This window comes from Paraflavitalea devenefica, from assembly GCF_011759375.1.
GTDB lineage: Bacteria > Bacteroidota > Bacteroidia > Chitinophagales > Chitinophagaceae > Paraflavitalea > Paraflavitalea devenefica.
The window spans coordinates 584,009-601,488 of record NZ_JAARML010000002.1; the positions used below are offsets into that span (position 1 = coordinate 584,009).

17 protein-coding genes are annotated in these 17,480 nt (G+C 49.6%); 13 read left to right on the forward strand and 4 right to left on the reverse strand.

Going from position 1 to position 17,480, the window contains the following annotated elements:
- Positions 1-7: 7 nt before the first annotated feature.
- The 3 genes from hisF to HB364_RS12005 all read left to right on the forward strand — a co-directional run bounded on the left by hisF (position 8) and on the right by HB364_RS12005 (position 2,569).
- The gene (gene hisF / locus HB364_RS11995; protein WP_167288217.1) at positions 8-769 is read left to right on the forward strand and encodes an imidazole glycerol phosphate synthase subunit HisF; all 762 of its coding nucleotides are present in this window, start codon (positions 8-10) and stop codon (positions 767-769) included.
- A gap of 107 nt (positions 770-876) precedes the next feature.
- The gene (gene hisIE, locus HB364_RS12000) at positions 877-1,473 is read left to right on the forward strand and encodes a bifunctional phosphoribosyl-AMP cyclohydrolase/phosphoribosyl-ATP diphosphatase HisIE (protein ID WP_167288218.1); all 597 of its coding nucleotides are present in this window, start codon (positions 877-879) and stop codon (positions 1,471-1,473) included.
- 10 nt (positions 1,474-1,483) lie between these two features.
- Positions 1,484-2,569, forward strand: a complete 1,086-nt coding sequence (locus tag HB364_RS12005; protein ID WP_167288219.1) for a TlpA disulfide reductase family protein — start codon at positions 1,484-1,486, stop codon at positions 2,567-2,569.
- Here the strand turns inward: HB364_RS12005 and HB364_RS12010 are convergent.
- Complete coding sequence (locus HB364_RS12010; RefSeq protein WP_167288220.1) at positions 2,566-3,678, reverse strand: DUF2911 domain-containing protein; 1,113 nt, start codon at positions 3,676-3,678, stop codon at positions 2,566-2,568. The genes HB364_RS12005 and HB364_RS12010 overlap by 4 nt on opposite strands.
- Before the next feature lie 561 nt (positions 3,679-4,239).
- Between HB364_RS12010 and HB364_RS12015 the strand changes: the two genes are divergently transcribed.
- Positions 4,240-4,797, forward strand: coding sequence for a hypothetical protein (locus HB364_RS12015; RefSeq protein ID WP_167288221.1), 558 nt, complete (start codon positions 4,240-4,242; stop codon positions 4,795-4,797).
- A gap of 369 nt (positions 4,798-5,166) precedes the next feature.
- On the opposite strand, the gene HB364_RS12020 is transcribed toward HB364_RS12015, so the two are convergent.
- Both HB364_RS12020 and porW read right to left on the reverse strand, forming a co-directional pair.
- Positions 5,167-7,581 (reverse strand): transglycosylase domain-containing protein, encoded by a 2,415-nt coding sequence (locus HB364_RS12020; RefSeq protein WP_167288222.1) that lies wholly within the window; start codon positions 7,579-7,581, stop codon positions 5,167-5,169.
- 145 nt (positions 7,582-7,726) lie between these two features.
- On the reverse strand, positions 7,727-10,849 hold the full coding sequence (gene porW, locus HB364_RS12025) for a type IX secretion system periplasmic lipoprotein PorW/SprE (protein ID WP_167288223.1): 3,123 nt from the start codon (positions 10,847-10,849) through the stop codon (positions 7,727-7,729).
- Between the two features lie 143 nt (positions 10,850-10,992).
- On the opposite strand from porW, the gene HB364_RS12030 reads away from it, so the two are divergent.
- The 9 genes from HB364_RS12030 (at position 10,993) to HB364_RS12070 (ending at position 16,471) form a co-directional block, all read left to right on the forward strand.
- The gene (locus tag HB364_RS12030) at positions 10,993-11,388 is read left to right on the forward strand and encodes a hypothetical protein (protein WP_167288224.1); all 396 of its coding nucleotides are present in this window, start codon (positions 10,993-10,995) and stop codon (positions 11,386-11,388) included.
- A 35-nt stretch (positions 11,389-11,423) separates the two neighbouring features.
- On the forward strand, positions 11,424-11,867 hold the full coding sequence (locus HB364_RS12035) for a bactofilin family protein (protein WP_167288225.1): 444 nt from the start codon (positions 11,424-11,426) through the stop codon (positions 11,865-11,867).
- Between the two features lie 161 nt (positions 11,868-12,028).
- On the forward strand, positions 12,029-12,433 hold the full coding sequence (locus tag HB364_RS12040) for a hypothetical protein (RefSeq protein WP_167288226.1): 405 nt from the start codon (positions 12,029-12,031) through the stop codon (positions 12,431-12,433).
- Positions 12,426-13,043 carry a SprT-like domain-containing protein gene (locus HB364_RS12045; RefSeq protein WP_167288227.1) on the forward strand — a complete coding sequence of 206 codons (618 nt, stop codon included), beginning with the start codon at positions 12,426-12,428 and terminating at the stop codon, positions 13,041-13,043. The genes HB364_RS12040 and HB364_RS12045 overlap by 8 nt, the downstream gene beginning before the upstream one ends.
- Before the next feature lie 953 nt (positions 13,044-13,996).
- Positions 13,997-14,335 (forward strand): helix-turn-helix domain-containing protein, encoded by a 339-nt coding sequence (locus HB364_RS12050; protein ID WP_167288228.1) that lies wholly within the window; start codon positions 13,997-13,999, stop codon positions 14,333-14,335.
- Between the two features lie 168 nt (positions 14,336-14,503).
- Positions 14,504-14,857 (forward strand): helix-turn-helix domain-containing protein, encoded by a 354-nt coding sequence (locus tag HB364_RS12055; RefSeq protein WP_167288229.1) that lies wholly within the window; start codon positions 14,504-14,506, stop codon positions 14,855-14,857.
- Positions 14,858-14,937: 80 nt separating this feature from the next.
- Positions 14,938-15,372, forward strand: a complete 435-nt coding sequence (locus HB364_RS12060; RefSeq protein ID WP_167288230.1) for a helix-turn-helix domain-containing protein — start codon at positions 14,938-14,940, stop codon at positions 15,370-15,372.
- Positions 15,373-15,485: 113 nt separating this feature from the next.
- A complete protein-coding gene (locus HB364_RS12065; RefSeq protein ID WP_167288231.1) occupies positions 15,486-15,929 on the forward strand; it encodes a helix-turn-helix domain-containing protein in 444 nt (147 codons plus the stop codon).
- A 47-nt stretch (positions 15,930-15,976) separates the two neighbouring features.
- Positions 15,977-16,471 (forward strand): class I SAM-dependent methyltransferase, encoded by a 495-nt coding sequence (locus HB364_RS12070; protein ID WP_167288232.1) that lies wholly within the window; start codon positions 15,977-15,979, stop codon positions 16,469-16,471.
- 172 nt (positions 16,472-16,643) lie between these two features.
- Here the strand turns inward: HB364_RS12070 and HB364_RS12075 are convergent, their stop codons facing one another.
- Positions 16,644-17,474 (reverse strand): sugar phosphate isomerase/epimerase family protein, encoded by an 831-nt coding sequence (locus tag HB364_RS12075; RefSeq protein ID WP_167288233.1) that lies wholly within the window; start codon positions 17,472-17,474, stop codon positions 16,644-16,646.
- Positions 17,475-17,480: the final 6 nt, after the last annotated feature.

A 17,480-nucleotide genomic window follows, 5' to 3' on the forward strand; every position in this document is an offset into this window, starting at 1 on the left:
AATTACTGTGTTAACAAAGCGTATTATACCCTGTCTGGATATTAAAGATGGCCGTACGGTGAAGGGAACCAATTTTGTGAACCTGCGTGATGCGGGCGACCCGGTAGAACTGGGCGCCCTGTATGCCCGGGAGGGAGCTGATGAACTGGTATTCCTGGATATTACTGCTACGAATGAGAAACGGAAGACGTTAAGCGAACTGGTGAACCGCATTGCGCATCATATCAATATCCCCTTTACGGTAGGTGGTGGCATCAGCAGTGTGGAGGATGTACAGGTGTTGCTGCAAAACGGGGCCGACAAGATATCGGTGAATACAGCCGCCTTTAAGCGCCCGGAGGTGATCAGGGAACTGGCGAATGAATTCGGCAGCCAGTGCGTGGTGCTGGCCATTGATACCCGGCAGGAGGCTGATGGCGAATGGTATGTGTACCTGAATGGCGGACGGGTAAAAACGGAAGCCAAATGTTTTGACTGGGCCAAGCAGGGAGTGGACCTGGGCGCGGGCGAGATCCTGCTCACTTCCATGAACCATGATGGTACCAAACAGGGATTTGCCTTGGATATTACCCGCCGGCTGGCGGAAGCCTTGCCGGTACCGGTGATTGCCAGCGGCGGTGGTGGCAATATGCAACATTTTGTGGATGTGTTTGGGGCCGGTAAGGCCGATGCGGCGTTGGCAGCCAGCATCTTCCATTTTAAGGAGATCAGTATTCCGGAATTAAAGGGATATTTGCAGGGCCAACAAATTGCTATCAGACCGGTGTGATAGCTGTGTTCCGCAGCGTCCCCTGCCGCCTTCGATGAAGCTTCGGCGGGCAATGCGGGAGACGCTGCGGGGAAAGAGATATAGAATCCAGAATTCAGAATAAATACATGAAAATAGATTATACCAAATATGCAGATGGCCTGGTGCCTGCCGTGATACAGGATTTTAAAACCCATAAGGTGTTGATGCTGGGGTTTATGAATGAAGAGGCGGTGAAGAAAACGATGTCGGAAGGAAAGGTGACGTTTTACAGTCGCAGCAAGAAGCGTTTATGGACCAAGGGAGAGGAGAGTGGTAATCACCTGCTGGTAAAAGAGATACTATCAGATTGTGACAATGATACGTTGCTGATCAAGGCACAGCCCCTGGGGCCTACCTGCCATACCGGCGCAGATACCTGCTGGAGTGAACGCAATCACCAGGAGGATTTCCTGTATTACCTGGAAGATATTATCGAGCTGCGTAAGAAGAGCAGTGACGAGAAATCGTATGTGCGGCAGCTTTTTGGCAAGGGCATTAATAAGATGGCTCAAAAAGTAGGCGAAGAAGCCGTGGAACTGGTGATCGAAGCGAAGGATTCCAACGATGACCTGTTCCTGGATGAGGCCGCCGACCTGCTCTTCCATTATTTGATTTTACTTAACGCAAAAGGCCATAATTTACAGTCCGTAGTAAACGTTTTAAAGCAGCGACATTCAAAATAAAAAGCTCTCTATGAAACTCTTATTGGTTTGTATATTATTGATACCCATTGGATTGGTGGCGCAAACAGGTTTTGTGATCAAAGGCTCCGTGACGGGGCTGCCCGAAGCGTCCAAAGTAACATTGACGGATGTTAATAATGCTACCGATACACTGGCCCGCGGCATAATAACCGGCGGTGTTTTTGAGTTGAAAGGAGCCGTTAAAGAAGCCAACCTGTACAACCTGAATTTTGACGGTTCTGCCAAGAAGGCGGTACTGTTTATAGGGAATGACAATGTCACTGTACAGGGAACGATAGAAGATCTTCAGCAACTGAGCGTTAAAGGCTCAGCTATACATGATGATTTTGTAGCGTTTCAACAAACATTTACCCCCCTGTTCAGGACTTTATCGGACATGAACCAGAAGCTGTACGCCATACCCAATGTACAGCCCACCGATTCTATCATGGTGGCGTATACCAAGCATGTAGAGAAGACAAAGGCGACTATTGAAAAGTTTGCCGCTGAAAAGAAGAGCTCCCCTGTAACTCCTTTTATGCTGGTCGTGACCAGTGAACTGGAGCAGGATATCGCGGTGCTGGAAAGACGATATAACGGATTGGCTGCTGCCGGTCAGCAGGGATTTTATGGAAAGATCCTGAAACAACGTATTGATGACAGTAAGATCGGCGCTGTGGGCAGTCAGGCCATTGAGTTTACCCAGAATGATACCACCGGTACGCCGGTAACACTGGCTTCTTTCCGCGGCAAGTATGTATTGATCGATTTCTGGGCAAGCTGGTGCAGGCCCTGCCGCATGGAGAATCCCAATGTGGTACAAGCCTTCAATAAATTCAAGAATAAGAACTTCACCGTACTGGGTGTGTCCCTCGACAGGGATAAATCGCCCTGGTTACAGGCTATTAAAGATGACAACCTCACCTGGACTCATGTGAGCGACCTCAAGTTCTGGAGCAATGAGGTAGCCCGCCTGTACAAAGTGGAGGGCATACCTCAAAACTTCCTGGTAGACCCGGCTGGTAAGATCATTGGGAAGAACTTAAGAGGGCAAGGTCTTCAGACAAAGCTTTGTGAATTATTGGGATGTAATTAGTTCACATCTTTCCCTTCCTGCAGCATTTTCAGCATCCGTTCCACATTGTTTTTATTCAGGTTATCGGGCGCCTGTGTCAGGGCTTTCTGACCATATTCTGTTGCTTTCTTATAGTTACTGAGGGCTGAGTAACCCCGCATCATACCCACATTGGTGGTGAAGATATTAGGGTTTTTATCGTAGTTGAGCTTAAAGGCGTCAAAGGCTTCCTTGCTTTTCTTTTGCTGCAATAATTGTCTTGCATAAGCATGTATCTGGTTGGCACTTCCCATGGGCAGGGCTTCTTTCATAGCTGCCTCTGCTTCTGCGGGGCGATTGAGCTTGTTGAGTAGCTGCGCCTTGGTAGAAAGCGTATTGAAGTTCTTTTGCCCAATGAAGGGGCCGTTGGCGGCATGCTCAGCCCATGCCAGGGCTTCTTCCAGGTTTACATTGTTGACGATGCAATAATTGGCGGCCTGGTTCCAGGTTTGCCAGCCTACATTAAAGCTCTTCTCACTGCGTAATTCCCGGCGGAAAGATTCGAGCTGCAGGTTGATATGATCTGTCTCCACCCGGAAAGGGAATAGGAGTTTTTCCCATGCCAATGCTACAGTAGCGGAAGAGTCGGTCTCATTGAGGAATTCATATTTCAGCCATTCCACACTTTTGTCCAGGGGGACCGGTTTAATGGTCACGCGCAGTGCATCTTCCTTATCATCATAAAAGAAGCTGCCCCAGGAAGTATGGTTTTTAGAGAGAATGAGGGTAGCTGCCTGGGGATCATACGCAATGAATAAACCGTATTTACCGGCGGGCAGGGACTTGCCTTCTATCATGACCGGTGTGGTGAATTCAATGACGGTATTTTCATTGGCGCCTGCCCGCCAGGGCGCATTTTTACTGGTGCCAAAACCTAAGTCGGCAAAGCCTTTGTGAACCAGCTCGCCCCAGATCTTTCCTTCCCGGCCTTTTACGCCCGGACGGCTGTAATCGATCGTGATGTTGGTAATGCCGATGTTCTCACTCACCGTGGCTTTCCGGTTGCCGCCTTCAGGCGCCGTGGTAAGCTGGGCAACCGTGTGGGCGCACAGGAATAGCAGGCAGGCAGCAGTCAGTAATTTGTTTTTCATGTATGTAGTTTTAGTTCCTGAAGTTAATGAAGGGGCCGCCGGTAATAAAGGAATTTGGGATTGCTGTGCAAAGGATGGGATGAGTTGAAAGGTGCAGTGATGTAAGGTAAATGGCCCGGAAATGGCTGTCGGATTTATATATACGTAGCTGAAAATCAATGCAGCAGGTTGTTGGGGAGGTGGAGGCTGCCATTCGGTTGTCTGAAGCGGGATTTAAGCCGCAGAGTCCCTTGCAGGAGACTCTGCGGGGAAGTAATGAGGTGGGAGACCCTGCGGGGGATATCAAGGTAAGGGGAAGCTTCTCCGCAGTGTCTCCCGCATCGCGTGTTACAACTTCAACGAGTTGACAGGGGACGCTGCGGAAATACCATGATTGCATTCTATTTAGTATTTCCTACTGTTTATCAGGTTTTTCATACATCCCGCTAAATGTGACAATCATTGTTGTCCGGCGTGCGGTTACTTTGCCTGTAAATGATAATAAGCCGTGTTATACGGTGGCTGGGAACAGCCCTTTTATTCATGCCTGTAAGCAGTATACAGGCGCAAACAACTTTATCTATGACAGGTGAGTATTATCTGAGGGGTGTAACGGAAGTGGCCTCGGGGTTTAAGCTGAATGCAGATTCTACTTTTCAATTCTTCTTTTCTTATGGTGCACTGGACCGTTATGGCGCCGGCAACTGGCAGGTTAAAGAGGGCAAGCTGGTCCTGAACAGCCGGCCACAACCGGCGAAGGATTTTGCACTGATCACCAGTAAAGTGGTGCCCGGTACTTACACCACCATCCGCATTATAGAGAACAATGCCATGTTGTTGTCTTACGTCAATGCTAAGGTCAGTCCGGGTCATATGGATAGTGTGCTCACGACAGATAAGAAAGGCGTGATCGCGTTGCCTAAGCAGGCAGTGGATACGATCATGCTGTTATTTGAATTTTGCCCCGAGCGGTATTCTACGTTTTCTGTTGCGGACACTACGCATAATTATTTTGAGTTCCGCTTTGAGCCCTGGTTAATGGAAGTGTTTTTTGCCAATTTCAACCTGTCGGTAGATGAAAAGGGATTGTACGGGAATCATCCGTTGATGGAGGGTGCACAGTTCCGGTATAATAAATAATTCATTGTCAACGTTAGTGAGGTTCTGCCGCAGGGTCCCCTACGGGAGACCCCGCGGTGAAAGAAATAAAAAACTTGTTGCCAACGTTAATCCGAATAATTACTAACCCCCATTTATACACGTTTTATGTGGTTCTATTTTTTAGCTTACCTGGTTGTTGCAGTCGGTTTACTGGTTTTTCAGCTTAGAAGGAAAGGAGCGTAGGGCTTCTTATGCCGCAGAGTCCCCTCCGGGAGACTCTGCGGAATAAAATGCAGAATCCAGCATCCAGCATGGCTGCCGCGCTTTAAAGTTGTTGATGAATAGTAGTCAACGAACATAAAAGATTACGCACCCATTCTGAATGCTGGATCCTGGCTTCTGTATTCTTTAATTTTCTTCCTTGTCTTTCTTTTTACCACCGAAGATGCGCCGGAAGAGGCCATCCTTTTTCTTCTTATCGTCGGATTTTACTTCTTCTTTGGTATCCTTTTTTTCAGGCACCTGGTTCTTGGGTTTGGTGGCTTCTTCCAATACTTTCTGCTCTTCTATCGCCTGCTTTGAATCGGTAGGAATGTTTTGGGTATCCGGTGTGCTCAGGTATTCATCGGCGGTACCATTGCCTACGTTGTCGCCTTCGGCGCCGGGATCGGGTGTGCGGTCAACGAGGCCACCATAATCATATTCCGTACGCATGTTTTCGGGCTGTACAAATTTAGCCTGCCTGTCCAGGGCGAGGGTCTTATCGGCCAGTGCTTTCTGGAAGAAGTATTCCCAGATAGGACGGGCAGCCCGTCCGCCTTCACCCAGGCCATTATCGAGCCGTATAAACCGGTCATCGCAACCGATCCATACGCCGGCCTGCAACTGGGGCGTAAAGCCAAAGAACCAGGCATCGGAGTTATCATTGGTAGTACCGGTCTTGCCACCCATCTCGGCCAAGCCCAGGCGTCCGCGTAAACCGGCCGCTGTACCATAATCGGTAGCGCCCTGCATCATACGGGCCATGGTATAGGCTGTACTCTGACTGATGACCTCTTTACGCTCTGTATCAAAGCGCGCCAGTACATTGCCATTCTTGTCTTCAATACGGGTGATGTAGATGGGCTTGGTACTGAACCCGCCTGAAGGGAACATGGTATATCCCCACATCATTTCAAACAACGACAGATCGCAGCTACCCAGACTGATAGAAGGGTAGGGATCTACTTTGGTGGGTATGTTGATCTGCTTCAGGAACTCGGAAAAACGTTGTGGTGTTGTTTGCTTAATGATATAGGCGGCTACTTCATTGATAGACCAGGCCAATCCGCTGGCCATGGTGCGGGTGCCGGTACGTCCCCTGTTCTTGGCAGGTACGTAACCGGAACCAGGGAAGTATTGTTGCGTGTTCTCACATTGTGTTTCCGGCGTGAAACCATATTCTTCAATAGCCAGTGCATAGAGGAATGGCTTGATGGAAGAACCTACCTGCCTTTTGGTTTTCAGGTTTACGTGGTCATATTTATAGTTCTTGAAATCAATACCACCTACCCAGGCTTTTACCTGTCCGCTCATAGGGTCCATGACCATGAAAGAGGCCTGCATCATTTCGCGGTTGTATTTGATGGAGTCCATGGGCGTCATCACGGTATCTTTCTCGCGTTTGGGATTCCAGGCAAATACTTTCATGGGCGTTTTCTGGTAGAAGGACTTTTTGATCTCGGCATCGCTCAGGCCGTCTTCTTTCAGGTTCTTCCAGCGCTGGCTGCTCTTCATGTAGCCTTCGAGGATGTTTTCATGTCCTTTCCATACCGCATCGGTTTTAACGCCACGCTGGGCGGCCAGGGCCCGTTGTAATACCGGCATGTGTTTGGCCACTGCTTCTTCTGCATATAGCTGCATGCGGGGATTGATGGTGGTATAGATGCGCAAACCATCGGCATAGATATCATATTCCTCGCCATCGGCCTTCGTGTTGTCTTTGGCCCATTTTTTCAGTTCCTCCCGGATCACATCGAGGAAGTAAGGAGAGATGCCATTGTTCTCATCCACTTTCTTATAGTTGAGGCGGATGGGCTCTTTTTTCAGTTTGGCAGCTTCCCCCTCTGTGATGTATTTGTTATCGGCCATCAGGCTTATTACGGTATTGCGGCGGTCGAAAGCGGCTTTGTAGTTGGTCCTTGGGTTGTAGGTACCGGTCGCTTTTTGCATACCCACCAGCACGGCTGCTTCATCAATGGTGAGGCGGTCGGGCTCCTTGGAAAAGAAGGTGCGGGAAGCATTGCGGATGCCATATACGTTATCACTGAAGGAAACGGTATTGAGGTAGAGGGCAATGATCTCCTGCTTGGTAAAGTTGCGCTCCAGCTTGATGGCAATGATGTTTTCCTTGATCTTTTGCAGCATACGCGCCACGGGATTGGTAGCCCGCTCATCAAACATGTTCAGGGCCAACTGCTGGGTGATGGTGCTGGCGCCGCCGGCACTGCCAAAAGAGGTGATGGCCTTGGTAAGGCGGATACCATCTATTCCGGAATGCTCGTAAAAGCGTTTGTCTTCTGTGGCCACCAGGGCATTGATCACATGTTTGGAGATATCATTGTATTTCACATAGCTGCGGTTGCCGCGGTCGCGGTAGTATTTCCCCATGGGCGTGCCATCATCGCCAAATACTTCGGAAGCCAATGTAATGGAGGGGTTTTCCAGTTCGGACAGGGAAGGCATGCCGCCAAATACCCCCCAGTTGATGAGCAGGAGGAATAGTACTACGGTCAGAAAACCATACAGAAATATGCGCCAAAAGATCTTAACAGGACGGGTCATATTAATAATTAACGTTTATGAAGGGTTGTTTTATCAACTGCAAAAACCATACTTAAAGTTGGTTTAAAGCCTGCTCAGATTGCATTGTATCTATAAGTGATTGTTTTTCAATCCTGTTCTGTCTGTCCAGACCTTGATAGGTTTGTTAAAATTTACCCGGGAATAGCTGCTTCAGGAATGCCTTATAGGTATCCATATCTTTTGTATTCTGCAACACGCCGAGGTTGGCTTCGGTAAGGATCACAAAAGAATATTTGGCAACAGGCAGCCAGGGTATCAGATCAGCCGGAGCCGATTGACGGGCCTTTTCCAGGTAGGCGATGGCGGCATCCGCATTTTCAAAGCCGGCAATGGTCATTATCCGCAGGGTATCGGTGAGCGCCTGGTTACCTATCTGTAAAGGCTTGTTGTAATATTTTTCCTTGTTGTACCGGTTAAAGGCATTGCGGGCCTCTGTGATGTATACAGGGTCTACTTTGGTGAGCACAAGGCCTACCATGTGCGGCGCATTGGGATCGTAGAAGAAGGCTGGTTTGCCCGGCGCTACGATCACTTCCCTGGCTTTTACCACGCTGTCCCTGGCCGCCACTACCGGCTGCTGTTGTGCTGTATCGGGCACCGGTTGCCTGGGTATGGCCGTAGGATTGATCACCAGTGCATCACGTTTGATCTTATCCGTAACAATAGGCTGCTTTTGCGCATTGAGGGCGCTATCTTTTTTCACCGCGCTGGGGTTGGTGGTCGTTTCTTTGATGCGTGCCTGCTCTTCTTCTTTTACTACAGGAGGCGCTTCCGTTGGTTTTTGTGCTACCGGCGCTACAGGGCTATCGTCAATGATGGCCATGCTGTCTTCCTTCGGCCGCTCTATTTTCAGTTTGGTGAGGTAGTCTTCAATCTGCTGACGCCTTCCCAATACATCAATGAGGTTTTTGGCTTTGGCAGCCATGGGTGTATTCGGATACATACCAACGATATGCCCAAGGGATGTTTTGGCCGAATCGTCCATGCGCTGGCGGATGAAGTAAACCGACTGTATGTACAGCAACTGGGGCGTCCAGTAGTTCGTTCCATACAGGCTGTCGGCCAGTTTCTTTTGCCGCAGCGCCTCGTCAAAGCTTCCTTCTATGAAGAGATTATAGACGTGCTCATATTGTTTGGTCATGGCCGCTTTGGCTGCATTTTCTTCCGGACTGCCGTTGGGGTTGGACACTGTTTTTTCGAACGAAGTGCCGGCATATTTTTCTTTGAGCTCTTTTGCTACGTTGGCGGCGCTGGCGGTAAGGCCCATTTTGTTGTAGCAATAGTAGAGGTGGAACAATACTTCGGGGCGCAGGTTGCTGTAGCCAAATTTTTCCAGGAAGCCTTCAAACTCCGTGATGGCAGAAGCATAGTCTTCCAGTCCTTCCATATAGGCCTTGCCCAGTTGGAATTTAGCATTTTCGATGGAGTCGTTGGAGCGCTGCATCTGCGTCTCGGTGAGCGGCAGGTTTTTCAGCAGGCCTTCATAGCTGAGATCAGCGGCTGCACCGGCGGCTTCAGCCGCTCTCACTGCTTCGAGGGTACCGGCGGCAGGATCTGTTGGTACCTGGTTAGCGGCCTGCCTTACGGCGGCCATGCGGCGCCAGTTGTCTACATTTTTCCGGCTGCCCCATTTGTTCTTAAACTCGGTAAAGCCTCTGCCCTTGAGGCTGGCATTATCAAAGTACCAATCGCCTTTGGCTTTGTCGCCGAAGAGATCGGGCGGGGGCGCATTGTTATTCTGGAAAGCATTGTTGTTGTCGTTGGGGGAGGAGGGGTCTTCCTCTTTGATGCCCTGCTGCTTGCGGAGTTGTTTGGCCAGCTTTTTTACGAAGGCCTCCCTTTCTGCTTCGGGCAGTCCGGCGATGCGCTGCAGGCTGTCCTGCCGTTCTATCACGCCCAGTTGCTCCACGATGCGCGAGAGGGAACCTTTACGCTGCTCGTACAGTTGCTGGCTCAGCAGGGAGGTATCTACAGTGGTTACGCTGTCGTAAAAGTTTTTGGCATCGGCATATTTCTTCTCCTCAAAAGAGAGATTGGCCAGCAGGAGGAATGCTTTCGACTTGTTGCTGTTATCGCCCGTAGGATTGACAAAGCGGGTAGCCTTCAGCAAGAGGGCTTTGGCGCCGGGGATGTTGTTGCGTTCCAGTTCCATCCGGGCGGCAGCAAATAAGATGATATCGCGGTAGTTGGTGTATTTATCCCGGCGGGCCATTTTTACCAGGGCGTCAATGTTTTCCTGGATGGCTTTTTCATCGCCCTTGTTCTGGCGGATGCTGTTGAGGCGGGCATATACTTCCATCACCGGATCGAGGGTATGGTTGATGGCCTTGCCATAGAATTCCTGCGCCTGCTGGTGGTTGTTCGCGCGCTCGTATAACTGCGCAATCAGGTATTCCCAGCGCGCCTTCTCCTGTATGCCCCTGGCATTGGGCAGCGCCTGCTCCAGGTAGGAGGCCGCACTATCGTACCCTTGTTGTTTATAGAAGTATAAGGCCTGCATTTCCAGGAGATCGGTTTGTAACCGGGCCGGGAAGTTGGGATCATGCTTCAGGGTCTCTATGAGGCCGGCTGCTTCGGGCATGGCATCCTGCGCCAGGAAGGTCCTGATCTGCCAGATGAATGCTTCGTTGCGGCTGGGCGGCGTGGTCCATATTTTATTGGCCAGGTTGGTCTTTTCTTTGGTAGAAATGGAGAAGGCATTGCCTCCTTCGATGGCATTACTACCGATGGGGACATCATAACCATCTTTTTCGCGGGGCGAAAAGACGTAGTTCACGTATTGGAAAGTGAAATAAGCCGTGTCCAGGATGTTCTTATAATAATACGCCCTGCCCATGAGCATGTACAGGTTGTCGATCCAGGTATTGCGGAGGTCGTGCAGGAGGATGCCTGCATTGGCCTTGTAGATGACGGAGTCCAGCTCCTTGTCCTGCGAGGTTTGTTGCAGACTGTAATTATAAAAGGGGAGCAGTTGGGTATAGTCGTCCTTGAAACCCATTTTAGCGCGTTCGATGATCGCTTCCAGCTTTTCATTGGCATTGAAGTGCCAGTTGAACTTGGTAACGCCATTCTGGGTAAAGCGGCGTACCACGGTCCACTTCTTATCACCCGTTTTTTCGGAGCGTAGTTTTTTCTCTTCGTATTTCTTGGGTTTTCCCTTCAGGTCAAAAGAAACCAGGGGCTGCTGTGCGGAGGCTTCCGGCAACCAAACGTAAGAGAGCAATATAAGTAGGATGATCCGCGTCAAAACCGTCATTTGCTGCGCAAACTAAACTCTTAATAACTTAATTTCAAGAAATTTATTTTTAATTCCCCGCTATATTTTTTTGTATCCACAAGGCTGGGCTTTTCGCCCTATCTTGTTACCTTTAAACCGCTGAAATCCTCTGTATGGCCAAATTCGATGCCAATTCCACGTTAAGACGGTTACAAAACCGCTACCGCCTGGTAGTGATGAATGATGATACTTACGAAGAAGTTGTTACGTTTAAATTATCCCGGCTGAGTGTATATATCGTTTTGAGCACGATTTTCGTTCTGTTAACGGGACTCACCGTAGCCCTGATCGTATTTACGCCCCTGCGGATGTATATACCGGGTTATGGCGACGTGAATGCCACCCGGGAACTGCGGGAATTGAAGATCAGGACGGACTCGCTGGAGCAGGTGATGTACCAGCGGGGCCAATATCTTGACAATGTGAAGAATGTGCTGCAGGGCAACCTGAGCGTGAAGCTGGATACGACCGCACTGGAGATCCCGAAGCCGGAGACGATAGATGAGTAAAACAACAATATCCTAACTTATTTAAAACCAGTCATATGTTCAACCAGAAGTCCAAGTCCGAAACCTTCCCCGAGACGCCCACTCCCGGCGGCGCCAGCATTATTGCAGCCGGCACAACCCTGAAGGGCGATATCAGCAGCAGCGGCGATATCCGTATTGATGGCACCTTACAGGGCAATATCCATTGCACTGCCAAGGTGGTTATTGGCTCCAATGGAGTTGTCAACGGCGATATTGCGGGCCAGCAGGCCGATATTATGGGTAAGGTAACCGGCACTATCAAGGTGAAGGAATTACTCCAACTGAAAGGCGGCAGCCAGGTAAATGGAAATCTCCATGCCGGCAAACTGCAGATCGAGCCCAGCGCCAATTTCAATGGCCAATGCCATATGTCAGGAGGCGACAGCTCATCGGCATCCGCGGCTTCCAATGGCCAGGCCGATAAACGTGCTGACAAGCCGGTATTGGCAGGGGCATAAAAGGGTAGCCCAAAGGGTAGCCCCTACGGGGCAAAATACCGTGGTTCGTTTATTATTCTACAAAGCGTTGGCCCCTACGGGGCCAGGGAGGGTATCTTTTGCCTGTATTCTTCTGGTTGCTGAATTCTGTATTCTGAATACGCATTCCTTACCTTTGCGGCATGGAAAATAAAGCTGCAGTCAGGGCCTTTTTACCCATTACTATTATCTTTCTGGTTACCAATGCCTTCTTTATTGTGGGACGTTCCCTGCTCACCCAATGGGGGGCCGACACCGACCTGCTGATCATGGGCAATCTCCTGCTGATCCTGCTCACGGTATTTTCATTCTACCAGCATATCCGCGCCCTGCGCAATAAGAATATACATGCATTCCTGCGGGTGCTGAAAGGCAGCATGCTGATCAAGATGATGGTCTGCGGCGTAGCCGCCTTCATTTATATCACTACTGCCAGCAAGGCCGTGAATACCGCCGGCGTAATCGGGTTTATGCTCCTGTATTTTGTATATACCCTGACAGAAGCGGCCATTGTGATGAAACTGAGCAAGCAAAACAAGAATGCCTAAACAGGAAGCCCCCCTGGATTATCTGCGCCGCTTCATCCCCGAAGCGGCCGTATTGAAGGTGCTGGAATACCTGCACCAGTATAATGTTCACCTCACGATCACCCAGGAGCGTAAAACGGTGCTGGGCGATTACCGCCACGCCACCCAATATAAAACACACCGCATCAGCGTAAACGGTAACCTTAATCCCTACGCTTTCCTGATCACCCTGGTACATGAACTGGCCCACCTGGTCACGTTTACCCAATATGGCAACCGCGTACAGGCCCACGGCAAGGAGTGGAAAACACTGTATGCCACCCTGCTGGCTGAGTTCCTGCAATCGCCTGTCTTCCCGGCCGATATCCAGCAAGCCATTCGCGAATCCCTGCACGACCTGCCGGCCAGCAGTTGCGCAGACGAAGGCCTGATGCGGGTATTGCGGAAGTACGACCGGCAGAATGGACTGGTACTGGTAGAGGAATTATCCGAAGGACAACTGTTCGATATCGGCGAGGGCCGTATTTTCAGGAAAGGGAAGAAGCTGCGAAAAAGGTATCAGTGTTTGGAGCTCAAGACGGGGAAATTATACCTGTTTAGTCCTATCTATGAGGTAAAAGCTAGTGGCTAGTGGTAAATGGCAAGTGGTAGCTGCGCAAAAGCCCACTAGCTACTTGCTATTCACTACTCGCTTTTTTTCTTAGCTGATGAGGGCCATGATGCTGTACATGAGTACGTAACTGATGAAGAGGATGGCGAAGAAGATCTTAACGGGGCTTTTCATGTGGCGAATGTTTTTAACGGATAGAAATAGGTGTATTCCCCATAACGAAAAATTTGTGCCAGTATTTTGTGGGGGATAAGAAAGTGCTGCGAGCCGATTGCATTACTGGCCACCTGCTGAAGCGGCCTGACTTTCCGTCTTCCCGCCTTCCCGGCCGGCGCTGCTCTCCGGATTGCATACGTATTTTCCGAATAATGGGATTGGGAGTTTTACGAATCGTAGGTAAATACCATTAGCGGGGGTAGAGTGAATCACAGAAATGCAGGTGATACTTACGGTTATTGTTGGGTGGGGGCGATTTTAACAGCATTTTTACAGCCGCAACGCTTAAAAGTCCAAGTCCGATAATCCAAGTTCATCCGAAAAGCCCTAATCCAGATCCCCCCTTCCCCGGCAACACCGAAGGGATGAGAAACAATATCCAGGACCTATGAATTGACCTGTGTGTACCCTTGAACGTATGCCCAATCCCATGAAAAACACGGTAATTCCGGTATCCAACACCAATTTACCTCTGTCACCACTGTGCCTACCACCACAGTAAGAATTTGCCTCCCGCTTACGGGAGGCTTTTTTATGCCTGTGAATGAGGAACAATTGCCCCAATCCAACAAATAAATGTGCAATATGGACAAATGTACCGGACTAATTTGCGGTTGAATTCGTGCAACAATCAAGACCCTTTCCTATAAAAATTAACTAACTCGTACTATAGACTGGTGTGTATACACCTACCGCAACCTTGTTATAAAACACTTATCCGGGGCGACTGAAAACATTTCAGCCTGCCCTTTTTACGTATGAAGTTTAAACTAAACGAAACAGACATTGAGCGCGTGAAGCAGGCCGCGCTGATGATGCAGGAATCACCTAAGCTGCATTTTACGATCGTTCAATGGGCTGCCAAACTAAGGATGCCTGAGAAAAGGCTTAAGCGAGCTTTCCGGGAAGTTCATGGCAAAGGCCTGTATACTTACCTGCGGGAGCTACGTATGGAAAAGGCCAAACAAATGTTACTGGAAGATATTCCCATCAAAGCTATTATCAAGACCATTGGCTACAAAAGTGAAGGCAACTTCAGTAAAGCATTCCGTAAAACTTCGGGCGAATCGCCGAGAGAGTGGAAGGGGAGAGCGTGAAGTAGAATATTTACCCTGAAAGGACTGTAGACTACCCCGCGATGACCATTTAGGTTTCCTAATTTACCTGCATGATGTACCGTGACTGTACTTCAACATTCAACAGTCAGGCGGGTACTTACGTGTGCTTTATTACGTGATTTTTATTTGTAGCACCATATCCATTGTATGGAAATAGAAATCACCAGAACCGACATTGAGCGGGCGCACCATGCTGCATTAATCATGGAGCAATCGCTCAAATCCCATTTTACCATTGCGCAACTGGCCGAAAAAGTGATGCTGCCCGAAAAGCGGCTCAAAGCTGTATTCAAAAAACTGTACGGTGTGGGTTTGTATACCTACCTGCGACAGCTACGAATGGAGAAGGCCAAGGCATTGCTATTGGAAGGAAAGCCCATCAAGGTGATCATTCACGTGATCGGGTATGAAAATGAAAGCAATTTCTGCAAAGCATTCCGCAATGCATTTAAAGAATCACCCCGTACGTGGCGAAGGAAAGAAATGAAGAAAGCAGTGTGATCAGTATAAACCCCGCAGGGAACAGAAGTCGCCCCGCTTTCACTGTTTTAACGGAATAGCTTGCAGTATAAACCCTTCCTATGGTGATACGTTTGAAAGAGGCCGATGTGCAGAAGCTGAGCCTGGTGCGGGAGATCATCCTGCGCGATGTGCGCGTACATTATACGCTGCCACAGTTATCAGCACTTTCCCAATTAAATACTTTTAAGCTGAAGAAAGGATTCAAGATGCTGTACGGGCAATCTATTTATGATTTCCTGCAAAGCCAACGCATGGAACTGGCCCTGCAATTACTAACGGCCACGGATGATCCCATCCAGGACATTGCCGACCGGTGCGGGTATGGTTATGCCACCAATTTTATTGCGGTGTTCAGGAGGAAGTTCAAGATAAAGCCCACGCATTACCGGAGAAGTCAGTCCATCGGCAAGTCCTTTATTCAACATCCGTCCCGTACCTGTTATGTGAGTCAGGCCCCGGATACCCTGTACCCGGTGCCGCGGTATAAATATTAATCCCTTCCGCGCTGTCAATATTCGATAAACTTCTACGTGCCGTTCATGATTGTTCAATGGGTGGTTGCCTCCGGGCGCCTGCCTGCCTTATTATGTATGAAAAACGCTGACAAATGACTACACAGCAAGCATTGGTCCAACCTGCCGTTGAAGTGCCCGAGCACAAGTCCGGACTGGTCTTCAAACCTTATGATCTGCAATGTATCCACCAGGCGCATACGATCCTGTCGAAGGACCCGCCGCCCAAGATGACGAATGAAGCCCTGGCGCTGGAAGTGGGCATTAACCGCAATAAGCTGCATTACGGGTTCAAGCATGTGTACGGACAAACGATCACCCATTTCCTGGAGCAACAGCGCATGCAGAAAGCAGAGCTGCTGTTGAGTACCACGTATAAATCGGTGAAGGTGATCGCTGCGCTGACAGGGTATTGCAACAGCAGCCGGTTTGGCTCGGTGTTTAAGAAGACATTCGGTATGAGCCCTGTCCAGTACCGTAAACAATGCCGCAACGCCCGTGCGCTGCAAAGGGCCTGTAACAATGCAACAGTGGCGTGAATACGCTCCCGCTGTTGCCTTACCTCATCTATTAATAGCTAATTGTTATGATCAACAGTTCAAGGATCTTTGAAGGCTTCCTGCAAAAGAGAAGGTTTGCCCTGGCGCTCCCTTTTTTACAAGGCGATGTGCTTGATTTTGGTGGTAATGAGGGCGAGCTGCGGCCCTATGTGCCCGGCAGTTATACGCTGGTGAATTATGACCACGCGCCCATGGAAGATAAAACCTTTGATACCATTGTGGCGCTGGCGGTGATAGAGCATATTGATGTGAACGATGTGTTTGCCGTGTTCCACACGTTTAAATCGAGGTTACGGCCCAATGGGGTGTTGTTGCTGACTACGCCCACGCCCCAGGCCAAACCCGTGCTGGAACTGATGGCCAGCCTGCGCCTGCTGGACAAGCACAATATTGAAGAGCATAAGCATTACTGGACCAAAGAGGATATTCACCGGCTGGCCCGCCTGAATGGGTTTACGGTAAAGCAATACAGGCGGTTCCAACTGGGGTTTAATCAGATGGCTTTGTTTACGGCTTCATAAGCCGCAGCGTCCCCTACGGGAGACACTGCGGAGAAAGTAAAGCGGTTTCAACTGGGGTTTAACCAGATGGCTTTGTTTACGGCTTCATAAGCCGCAGCGTCCCCTACGGGAGACACTGCGGAGAAAGCAAAATTTGGATGACAGTTCCTTGCGCCAGGTTCAAAAAGAAGGGTTATAATCCATTTACTAAATGGGGCGCGGTTTCATATCTTTTCTTTAGTAAGCGCATCATGTAGCTGTTCACGGCCCACTGATCGGCAATGGGGGCGCTGGTGGCCGGCAGGTGTACCATGTAGGGGAAGGGGCCAAACTCCGGCGTGATGGTGAGCGTGGCCTTTTCTTTTCTCTTACGTTCTACTACTTTATCCCACCAGGCCAGGTGCTTGTGCAAGGCTTCCTGCCAGGCCGGCACCCGGGGATCAGGCACCTGCGGACCTTCTGCATAGCCTACCCTGGCATGGATATGCTCTGTTCTTTCTATGGCCAGTTGCATGGCCTCCGGCTGGTCATCGAGGTAAGATTCCGCCACACACACCCAGTGAGAGGCATCCAGCGTTAGTTTTAAACCAGGTATGGCCTGCAGGTATTTTTTAGCGATGTGCGCGGCAAAGGGAAATTTATTGCGGTGGGTTTCGTGCACGATGGGCAGACCGCTGGTGGCTGCTGCCTGAATGAGCACTTCATTCTGGCTGAAGCTAAAGAAATCCTTCCCGGTTTGTGAGTTGACCTTTTCGGCGGGATAAGGCTTCAGTTTTTCCAGCCAGGCCTGGTACAGCTCATAATGCCGGATGAAGTTGGCTTCATAGGTATCATAGTGCTGTGGAATGATCTTCAATTCATATCTCGCGGCGGTGTCCCATACGGCATCCAGCTCCTGCCGGGTAGTGGTGGCAGCGATACCGTATTCAATGCCATCATAACCTTCCTGCTTTACCTGCCGGCAAAAATCTTCCCAGGAAAGGTACTCACTTCCCCAGCGGGGACAATAGAATTCAATCTTCATGTATTA